Source organism: Streptomyces boluensis (genome assembly GCF_009908195.1).
GTDB classification, from domain to species: Bacteria; Actinomycetota; Actinomycetes; order Streptomycetales; family Streptomycetaceae; genus Streptomyces; species Streptomyces boluensis.
Map to the genome: position 1 here is coordinate 1 of NZ_JAAAHS010000315.1, position 9284 is coordinate 9284.

The 9284-nt window shown below is 71.5% G+C and carries 8 protein-coding genes and 1 pseudogene; 7 read left to right on the forward strand and 2 right to left on the reverse strand.

The window, feature by feature from the left end:
* Positions 1-108 precede the first annotated feature (108 nt).
* From GUY60_RS28945 to GUY60_RS28960, 4 genes and pseudogenes are all read left to right on the forward strand, one after another.
* Positions 109-585: pseudogene (locus GUY60_RS28945) on the forward strand (O-methyltransferase); the annotation flags it as partial.
* 132 nt (positions 586-717) lie between these two features.
* Positions 718-1863 (forward strand): phosphate ABC transporter substrate-binding protein PstS, encoded by a 1146-nt coding sequence (gene pstS / locus GUY60_RS28950; protein ID WP_376771333.1) that lies wholly within the window; start codon positions 718-720, stop codon positions 1861-1863.
* A gap of 150 nt (positions 1864-2013) precedes the next feature.
* Positions 2014-3222, forward strand: a complete 1209-nt coding sequence (locus tag GUY60_RS28955) for an MFS transporter (RefSeq protein ID WP_161703078.1) — start codon at positions 2014-2016, stop codon at positions 3220-3222.
* An 81-nt stretch (positions 3223-3303) separates the two neighbouring features.
* On the forward strand, positions 3304-3834 hold the full coding sequence (locus tag GUY60_RS28960) for a nucleoside/nucleotide kinase family protein (protein WP_161703080.1): 531 nt from the start codon (positions 3304-3306) through the stop codon (positions 3832-3834).
* 78 nt (positions 3835-3912) lie between these two features.
* Here GUY60_RS28960 and GUY60_RS28965 read toward each other — a convergent pair whose 3' ends face one another.
* Positions 3913-4407 (reverse strand): hypothetical protein, encoded by a 495-nt coding sequence (locus tag GUY60_RS28965; protein ID WP_161703082.1) that lies wholly within the window; start codon positions 4405-4407, stop codon positions 3913-3915.
* A 352-nt stretch (positions 4408-4759) separates the two neighbouring features.
* Here GUY60_RS28965 and GUY60_RS28970 point away from each other — a divergent pair, with 352 nt between their 5' ends.
* Positions 4760-6244, forward strand: coding sequence for a SulP family inorganic anion transporter (locus tag GUY60_RS28970; protein ID WP_161703092.1), 1485 nt, complete (start codon positions 4760-4762; stop codon positions 6242-6244).
* 24 nt (positions 6245-6268) lie between these two features.
* Here GUY60_RS28970 and GUY60_RS28975 read toward each other — a convergent pair whose 3' ends face one another.
* Positions 6269-6970, reverse strand: coding sequence for a FadR/GntR family transcriptional regulator (locus GUY60_RS28975; protein WP_161703084.1), 702 nt, complete (start codon positions 6968-6970; stop codon positions 6269-6271).
* Between the two features lie 124 nt (positions 6971-7094).
* On the opposite strand from GUY60_RS28975, the gene GUY60_RS28980 reads away from it, so the two are divergent.
* Both GUY60_RS28980 and GUY60_RS28985 read left to right on the forward strand, forming a co-directional pair.
* The gene (locus GUY60_RS28980; RefSeq protein ID WP_161703086.1) at positions 7095-7679 is read left to right on the forward strand and encodes a gluconokinase; all 585 of its coding nucleotides are present in this window, start codon (positions 7095-7097) and stop codon (positions 7677-7679) included.
* A gap of 104 nt (positions 7680-7783) precedes the next feature.
* Positions 7784-9205: a GntT/GntP/DsdX family permease gene (locus tag GUY60_RS28985; protein ID WP_161703088.1), complete on the forward strand. Its 1422-nt coding sequence runs from the start codon at positions 7784-7786 to the stop codon at positions 9203-9205.
* The last annotated feature ends 79 nt before the right edge of the window (positions 9206-9284 follow it).

The following is a 9284-nucleotide window of genomic DNA, read 5'->3' on the forward strand; positions in this document are numbered from 1 at the left end:
GCTCCCCCACCTCCCCCACTTCCTCGCCGCGCTCCACCGGGACGGTGCTGAGCACGATGCCCGGCAGAGCGACCGGCTGCTGCGCCGGCGCAATCTGGAACCCGATTCGCCGCCCTGCTCGCCGTCGTCCTGCGCGCCGCGGGCGCCACCCGCATGGTCGAGATCGGCACGTCGAACGGCTACTCCACCCTCTGGTTCGCGGGCGTGCTGCGCGCCAACGGCGGCGAGCCGCTGCTCAGCGTCGACCTCGACGGGCAGGCACAGCGCGAGGCGGCGAGGAACCTCGCCGAGGCGGGGCTCACCGAGCAGGTCGAGCTACGCGAGGCCGACGGCGGCGCCGTGCTGCGCGCGCTGCCCGACGGCGGCCTCGACGCGCTGTTCCTCGACTCGGAGCGGCCGCAGTACGCCGGGTGGTGGCCGCATCCGCGCCGGGTGCTGCGGCCGGGCGGTCTGCTCGTCGTCGACAACGTCCTGTCACACCCCGCCGAGGTCGCCGACTTCCTCGCACTCGTCGAGCGCGACGGCGGCTTCCGCTCGACAACGGCCGCCGTGGGCAAGGGACTTCTGCTCGCCGTACGGGAGTGACGGCCGCGACGCCCGAACGGCACGGCACGTGGCGTTGAGCTGCCCTTAACCCTCCGTTCGCCTGGATGCCGCCCCGCCGCTCCCCGCGTGCGCCAGCATCCATGATCGATCGTAGGGACGTGAGAGGACACAGTGCAGCGCCGTCGCAGGGTACGCATCCGACCGCAAGCCGTATCGAGTGCGACCGCCGTGGTGGTGGGCGCGCTGCTCATGACCGGCTGTGGGCTCGTCGGCTCCGGGCCGGAGAAGACAGAGAAGACGCAGAAACGGACGGCCGCCGCGCCGGTCGTCGACGTCGACTGCGCCGACCGGGGACAGGTCGCCGGTGCGGGGTCGAGCGCCCAGCAGAACGCGATGGAGTACTGGGCCAAGGAGTACCAACGCGCCTGCGCGGGCGTGCAGATCGCGTACAACCCGCTGGGCTCGGGCGCCGGGGTCGCGCAGTTCCTGCGGGGTGCCACCGCCTTCGGCGGCTCCGACAGCGCGCTCGACGACGCCGAACTCGCACGCTCCGAGAGCGCCTGCGCGGGCGGCCGGGCAGTCAACCTGCCGATGGCCGGCGGGCCCGTCGCCATCGGCTTCAACCTGCCCGGCGTGGACCGTCTGGTGCTCGACGCCCCGACCCTCGCCAAGATCTTCGACTCCCGCATCAAGGCGTGGGACGACCCGGCGATCGAGAAGCTCAACCCGGGCGTACGGCTGCCCGCCACCCCGATCTACCCGGTGCACCGCTCCGACGACTCGGGCACCACCCAGAACTTCCAGGCCTACCTGGCCGACGCCGCCGAGGACAGCTGGCCGTACCCGGCGCGGAAGATCTGGCAGGGGCGCGGCGGCGGTTCCGCGTCCGGTTCCAGTGGTGTGGCCTCGGCGGTGACGTCGACCACCGGCGCCATCGGCTACCTCGACCTGTCCGTCGCCGCGAAGGGCCAGGTCACCACGGTCAGCGTCGACACGGGCGCCGACGAGCCGGTCGCACCCACGCCGCAGAGCGCCTCCGCCGGAATCGCCGAGGCGCGCACCGCGGGCCGGGGCAACGACCTCTCCCTCGACTTCGACCACTCCACCTCGGCCGAGGGCGCGTACCCGATCGTGCTCGTCACGTACGAGATCGTCTGCGCCACCGGCAACGGGGCCGGGCACCTGCCCGCCCTGAAGTCCTTCCTCACGTACACGGCGAGCGCCGAGGGCCAGCGGGCGCTGCCACGGCTGCATTACGCGCCGCTGCCCGAGGAGTTGGCCGGTGACGTGCGACGGGTGGTGCGCGCCCTGAAGTGAGCGGTACGCACCCTGAAGTGAGGGGTGCGACCGTGAAGTGAGCGGTGCGCGCCATGAGTTGAGGGGTACGTCCGCGCCGGTCCGGGGTCCGCTGCTAGAATGACCGTTCCGCCTCCGGCGCCCCGACAGGGCGCTCCGGAGGCTTTTTTCATGCCTTCACACACCACAACCCCACCACCTTCCTCCGCCACCACCGGCTACCGCGCCCTGCTCCGGCAGCGCGAGTTCGCCGGGCTCCTCACCAGCCTCACACTGCGGGTCGCCGCGAGCACCCTGTCGGGGTTCGCCCTGGCCACCCTGGTGCAGCAGCAGACCCGTTCCCCGTTCCTGACCGCCGTGAGCATGTACGGCGCGACCTTCGCGACCGTGCTCGGCGCGCTGACCCTGATGTCGGTCGCGGACGGCAGCCGCCCGCGCCGCACCCTGCTCGCCCTCGAAGGCGTCTCGCTCCTGTGCACCCTCGCGCAGGCGCTGCCGGGGCTGCCGCTGGCCGCCCGCTTCGGGCTGCTCGTGGTCGTCGGGTTCTTCCAGTCGCTCGGCACCGGCACCCGGCTCGGCCTGCTCGCGGAGAGCGTGCCCGACTCGGGCCGTACGACGGCGCGTTCGCTCCTCAACATCAGCGCGGGCGGCACCGCCGTCATCGGCTTCGCCGGGGCCGCCGCGCTGCTGCGGTACGTGCCACCGGCGGGCGTCTTCCTGCTCGCGACGGGCCTGTCGGCGGCCGCGCTCGCCGTGGTGGCGGCGACCGTACGGGAGCGCTCGATCCGGCTGACCCGGCGGCCGGGACTCCGGCAGACCTGGACGACGAACGTCGAGCTGTTCTCCCACCCGGGCCGCCGGGCGCTGCTGCTCAACCTGTGGGTGCCGAACGGTCTGATCGTCGGCTGCGAGGCACTGTTCCTGCCGTACGCGCCGGGCCACGCGGGTCTGCTGCTCGCCGCGGGTTCGGCCGGGCTGCTGCTCGGTGACCTGATGGTGGGGCGGTTGCTCACGGACGCGGGGCGGCGGCGCTGCGCGTACGGGCTGCGGCTGCTGCTCGCCGTGCCGTTCCTGCTGTTCGTGCTCCAACCCCCGGTGTGGGTCCTGGTGTTGGCGGTGGCCCTGGCCAGTGCGGGGTTCGCGGCCACGCTGCCGCTGCAGGAGCATCTGCTCGCCCTGACGCCCGAGGCGGTACGCGGTCAGGTGCAGGGCGTCGAGTCGGCGGGCCGGATGACCTGGCAGGGCATCGGCGCGGCAGTCGCGGGCGGACTCGCGCAGTACCTCTCCCCCGGCGTGACGATCACGGCCCTGGCGGCGGTGTCGGTGGCGGTCACGGTCGCCTCCCGGCCCTTCGTGGCGCGTGCCGGGTCGGTGACGTGACGTACGGTCAACTTGCGCTGTGGGGCGTGTCGTTAGCGCAGTGGGGGGTCCGACCGGTTCGGGGCATGGCAGGGTGCCGCCATGGATCAAGCAGAAGCGCTGCTCATCGGCGGCCGTGCGGGTGTCGGGAAGACCACGGTGGGGTGGGAGGTGTCGGCCATGCTGCGGGCCGCGGCCGTCCGGCACTGCGTCATCGAGGGCGACTACCTGGGGCAGGCGCACCCGGCCCCGGAGGGCGACCCGCGACGCAGCGGCATCACGGAACGCAACCTCACCGCGGTCTGGTCGAACTACACCGAGCTCGGCTACCGCCGCCTCATCTACACCAACACGGTGAGTGTGCTGCCGGAGACCGCGGGCATGTTCCAGCGGGCGCTCGGCCAGGATGTGCGGCTCGTACGGGTGCTGCTCACCGCGTCGGACACCACGACCGAGGTCCGGCTCACCTCGCGTGAGGTGGGCTCGGAGCTGGAGACGGAGTTGAGCAGCAGCTACCGCAAGGCGCGGCTCCTCGACGAGCACGCGCCGCGCGACACGGTGCGGGTGGCGACCGACGGGCGGTCCGTCGTCGACATCGCGAAGGACGTGGTCGCGGCGACCGGCTGGCTGTAGCCGAAGAGACCGAAGGCCGGACGCGGGGCGGCCGCCGCCCCGCGCCGGGACGGCGGCCGCCACACCTCACGGGTCAGCTCACTGAGGCGTCCCGCCTCTGCGCCGTACCTGCACCACCGCGAAGCCGAGCGCTCCGGCCACCAGGGCGCCGCCCAGGGCGAGTTGGGTCGGGCTGATGTCCGTGAACGAGTTGCCCGCGCCGGCCTTCACTCCCCGGTGCGGGGCGCTGCTGTGGCTCTGGCCGCCGGAGATCATCAGCGGCGCCGACTTCGTCTTGCCCTTGCAGGTGAACGTCACCTCGTACTCGGCGCCCGGCTTCGCGTCCGCGAAGACGTGTGCGATCGCCGAGTGGCCCTCGTCGAGTTCGGTGGTGTCGAAGACCGCCGCGTCCGCCGTCACGGACGGCACCTGGCAGCCGCTGGAGCTGAGCGTCACCTGCCCGCCGGGCGCGACCGTCCGGGGCGAGACGCTGACGTGCCAGGAGTTGTCGGCCGCCGACGCCACCGGCACCGCCGACGCCGTCAGCGCGCATGCCGCCATGACTCCCGCCGAACCCCGCACCACTGCTCGCATCGACCGCTCCGTCCGCGTTCCTCGTGTACGCGAGCACCCCCACGCCGTACGCCGAGGCGTGCCCCTGTCCGGAGCGACGCTAGGGAGCCGTGGGCTCCGGCGCCGCCCGGCGGGGGCCGGACGCAGTACCCGGCCCCTGCCGGCTCGGAGGGGTGTGCGGGGTGCGCGAGTAGAGTTGGCCGTCGTGCCGGAGCCGAGGATGCCCCCGGTGCCGCCGCTCCCGTACCCGGGCGCCGCGCACATCCGTACGCACGTCCCGCTCCCCCTCCCGCTTCCGCACGTTCCGAGTCCCGCCGGGCGTGCCCTCGTACGACAGGTTCCCGCCGTCTTGTCCCTCTCGTCGTCGTCCGCCCTGTCCGCCGCCGCCCGGCTGCGCGGTCTCAAGCCCGACTGGATCTCCGACCCCACGGTGTGGCGGCGGGAGGTGCTCGCGGGGATCGTCGTGGCCCTGGCGCTCATCCCCGAGGTGATCTCGTTCTCGATCATCGCGGGGGTCGATCCGGCGGTCGGCCTGTTCGCCTCGTTCACCACTGCCGTGACCATCGCGGTCGTCGGCGGCCGCCGCGCAATGGTGTCCGCCGCCGCGGGTGCCGTCGCCCTGGTGATCGCGCCGCTCAACCGCGAGCACGGGCTCGGCTACCTGGTGGCGGCGGTGATCCTCGGCGGTGTCTTCCAGGTGGTGCTTGGCGCGCTCGGGGTGGCGAAGCTGATGCGGTTCATCCCACGCTCGGTGATGGTCGGCTTCGTCAACTCGCTTGCCGTGCTGATCTTTCTGGCGCAGGTCCCGGAGATGCGGGACGTGCCGTGGGCGGTCTACCCGCTGATCGTCGCCGGTCTCGCGCTGATGGTGTTCTTCCCGAAGGTCACCACGGTGGTCCCGGCTCCGCTGGTGTCCATCGTGATCCTGACCGTGGTCACGGTCGCCGCCGGGATCGCGGTGCCGACCGTCGGCGACAAGGGCGCCCTGCCGTCCGCGCTGCCGGTGCCGGGGCTTCCGGACGTGCCGTTCACCCTGGACACGCTGACCACGATCGCCCCGTACGCCTTCGCGATGGCGCTGGTCGGGCTCATGGAGTCGCTGCTGACGGCGAAGCTCGTCGACGACCTCACCGACAGCTCCTCCGACAAGACCCGCGAGTCCGTCGGCCAGGGCGTCGCCAACATCGTCACCGGCTTCTTCGGCGGTATGGGCGGCTGCGCGATGATCGGCCAGACCATGATCAACGTGAAGGTCGCCGGGGCCCGTACCCGGGTCTCCACCTTCCTCGCCGGTACGTTCCTGCTCGTCCTGTGTCTGGCGTTCGGCCCGGTCGTCTCGGCGATCCCGATGGCCGCGCTGGTCGCCGTGATGGTGATGGTGTCGTTCGCGACCTTCGACTGGCACTCCATCGCCCCGAAGACCCTCCGGCGGATGCCCGCGGGCGAGATCGTCGTCATGGTGATCACCGTGGTCTGTGTGGTCGCGACCCACAATCTCGCCATCGGTGTGGTCGTCGGCTCTATCGCCGCCATGGTCGTCTTCGCCAAGCGGGTCGCCCACTTCGCGGAGGTCACCGGCACCCGCGACGGCGACACGGTCGTGTACCGGGTCACGGGCGAGCTGTTCTTCGCCTCGTCCAACGACCTCGTCGGCCAGTTCGACTACGCGACGGACGCCGAGAAGGTCGTCGTCGACCTCTCCGCCGCCCACATCTGGGACGCCTCCTCCGTCGCGGCCCTCGACGCCATCGAGACGAAGTACGGGCAGCGCGGCAAACAGGTCGAGATCATCGGCCTCAACGAACCCAGCGCCCGCATCCACGACCGGCTCAGCGGGGAACTGTCGGGCAGCGTCTGAGCGTTCACGTGCCGCCCTGAACCACTACGGCGCCAGTACGTCGAGTTCCTCGAGCGCGCCGAGGGTGATCTCGCGGGTGAGCTCCTCCGCCCGTACCGCGTCCCGCTCGCGGACCGCCTCGGCGACCTTGACGTGCAGGGTGACGGCCGCCGGGTCGGGGTCCTCGAACATCACCTGGTGGTGGGTGCGGCCGGTGAGGACCTCGGCGACCACGTCCCCGAGGCGGGCGAACATCTCGTTGCCCGACGCCTTCAGGATCGTGCGGTGGAACTCCACGTCGTGCCGGAGGTACCCCTCGAGACGGCCGCCGCGCGAGTTGGCGACCATGCCGATCGCAGACTCGGTGAGGGCCGCGCACTGCTCGGCTGAGGCGTTGCGGGCAGCGAGGCCCGCGGCCGTGGGTTCGACGGCGGAGCGCAGCACGGTGAGGGAGCGCAGTTGGCGCGGCCGGTCGGCGCCGGCCAGGCGCCAGCGGATGACCTGCGGGTCGTAGACGTTCCACTCCTCGGTGGGCAGCACGGTCACGCCGACGCGCCGCCGGGACTCGACGAGGTGCATGGACTCCAGGACGCGTACGGCTTCGCGCATGACGGAGCGCGACACCTCGAACTCCTGGGACAGCTCGTCGGTCCGCAGGACGCTGCCCGGCGGGTACTCACCGCCGGTGATGGCGGGCCCGAGGCTTTCCAGTACGCGGGCGTGCAGCCCTCGGGCCTGTGCAGTCATGGCGTAAGCCTACGAGGCGCCCCCGCCGCACATTAAGTCTGACTTTTAAGTCACAGACTCTTGAATTCCTCTGACCTAATGAGTTTCAGTGGCGTAACGCACGACCGCCCGCCGTGCGAAAGCGATGTCGAAGAAGACAGCGAGGCACCAATTGGACACCCCTTACGTCGTCGTAGTCATGGGTGTGGCAGGAACCGGCAAGACCACGATCGGCCCCCTGCTCGCGGCACAACTCGGCGTTCCGTACGCCGAGGGCGACGACTTCCACCCCGAGGCGAACATCGCCAAGATGTCGGCGGGCACCCCGCTGACCGACGACGACCGGTGGCCGTGGCTCGACGCCATCGGCTCCTGGGCCCACGGCAGGGCCGGGCTCGGCGGCGTGGTCAGCAGCTCGGCGCTGAAGCGGAGTTACCGCGACCGGCTGCGGTCCGCCGCTCCGGGCGTCGTCTTCGTCCATCTGACCGGCTCGCGCGAGCTGATCGAGGACCGGATGTCGCACCGCAAGGGGCACTTCATGCCGACCGCGCTGCTCGACTCGCAGTTCGCCACGCTCCAGCCGCTCGGGCCGGACGAGGCGGGCGTCGACGTCGATGTGGCGGGCGGCCCCGAGGAGATCGCCGAGCGGGCCGTCACCGCCCTGCGTGCCCTCGACGCCACCGCGGACCGTCAGTCCCCGCAGCTGTCCCCGCAGTTGTCGCCGCAGTGAGACCCGCGCCGCCCCGCAGGCGGCGCACCCCCGACGCGTACGCGCACCCCCACGCGGACCCGTCGCCTCCCCCGTAACCACCCCTCTCCTCCAAGGGATTCACCGTGACCAGTCTCAGTGTCGAGACGTTGGCAGCGGATGCCGTCGAGCCGATCACCTCGGCGGGCCACGCCCAGCTCGGGATCGCCGTCCTCGCGGGCATCGCCGTCATCGTCCTGCTCATCACGAAGTTCAAGGTGCACGCCTTCCTGGCGCTGACCATCGGCTCGCTCGCGCTCGGCGCCTTCGCGGGCGCCCCGCTCGACAAGGCCATCACCAGCTTCACGACGGGGCTCGGCGCCACCGTCGCGGGCGTCGGCGTGCTGATCGCGCTCGGCGCGATACTCGGCAAGCTGCTCGCCGACTCGGGCGGCGCCGACCAGATCGTCGACACCATCCTGGCCAAGGCGAGCGGGCGTGCCATGCCCTGGGCGATGGTCCTGATCGCCAGCGTCATCGGCCTGCCGCTGTTCTTCGAGGTCGGCATCGTGCTGCTGATCCCGGTCGTCCTGATGGTCGCCAAGCGCGGCAACTACTCGCTGATGCGCATCGGCATCCCGGCCCTCGCGGGCCTCTCCGTGATGCACGGCCTGATCCCGCCGCACCCCGGCCCGCTCGTCGCCATCGACGCGGTCGGCGCCAACCTGGGTGTCACGCTCGCCCTCGGTGTGCTCGTCGCGATACCGACGGTGATCATCGCCGGTCCGCTGTTCTCCAAGGTCGCGGCCCGCTGGGTGGACATCCCGGTGCCCGAGAAGATGCTGCAGGAGGGCTCGTCCGACGCCCTCGACAAGCGCCCCTCGAAGGACGCCGCCAAGCTGCCGAGCTTCGGCGCGACCATCGCCACGGTGCTGCTGCCCGTCGTCCTGATGCTCTCCAAGGCCCTCGTCGACATCGTCGTGGACAACCCCGAGCACACCGTGCAGCGCGTCTTCGACGTCGTCGGCTCCCCGCTGATCGCCCTGCTCGCCGCCGTCATCGTGGGCATGTTCACGCTCGGCCGGGCCGCCGGGTTCTCCAAAGGCAAGATCACGGCCACGGTCGAGAAGTCTCTCGCCCCGATCGCGGGCATCCTGCTGATCGTCGGCGCGGGCGGCGGCTTCAAGCAGACGCTCATCGACTCCGGTGTCGGCCAGATGGTCCTGGAGATCTCCGAGGACTGGGCGATCCCCGCACTGCTGCTCGCCTGGCTGATCGCCGTCGTCATCCGCCTGGCCACCGGCTCGGCCACCGTCGCGACGGTCTCCGCCGCCGGGCTTGTCGCCCCGCTCGCCGCCGACATGTCGACCTCGCACGCCGCCCTCCTGGTCCTCGCGATCGGCGCCGGCTCGCTGTTCTTCAGCCATGTCAACGACGCGGGCTTCTGGCTGGTCAAGGAGTACTTCGGCATGAACGTCGGCCAGACGATCAAGACCTGGTCGATCATGGAGACGATCATCTCGGTCGTCGCCGGCGCCCTGGTCCTGCTTCTCTCGCTGATCATCTAGCTGATCACCTAGGGGACGTCTCCCCGACCTTTGCCGGCCCGCACGCAGCACAGCGGGCATCGCGGCCGGAACCCCCGTC

Coding starts and splice junctions, on each gene's coding strand:
- GUY60_RS28965 (WP_161703082.1), bottom strand. CDS start 4,407: ATGCGAGCAGTGGTGCGGGGTTCGGCGGGAGTCATGGCGGCATGCGCG.
- GUY60_RS28955 (WP_161703078.1), top strand. CDS start 2,014: ATGCCTTCACACACCACAACCCCACCACCTTCCTCCGCCACCACCGGC.
- GUY60_RS28975 (WP_161703084.1), bottom strand. CDS start 6,970: ATGACTGCACAGGCCCGAGGGCTGCACGCCCGCGTACTGGAAAGCCTC.
- GUY60_RS28980 (WP_161703086.1), top strand. CDS start 7,095: ATGTCGAAGAAGACAGCGAGGCACCAATTGGACACCCCTTACGTCGTC.
- GUY60_RS28960 (WP_161703080.1), top strand. CDS start 3,304: ATGGATCAAGCAGAAGCGCTGCTCATCGGCGGCCGTGCGGGTGTCGGG.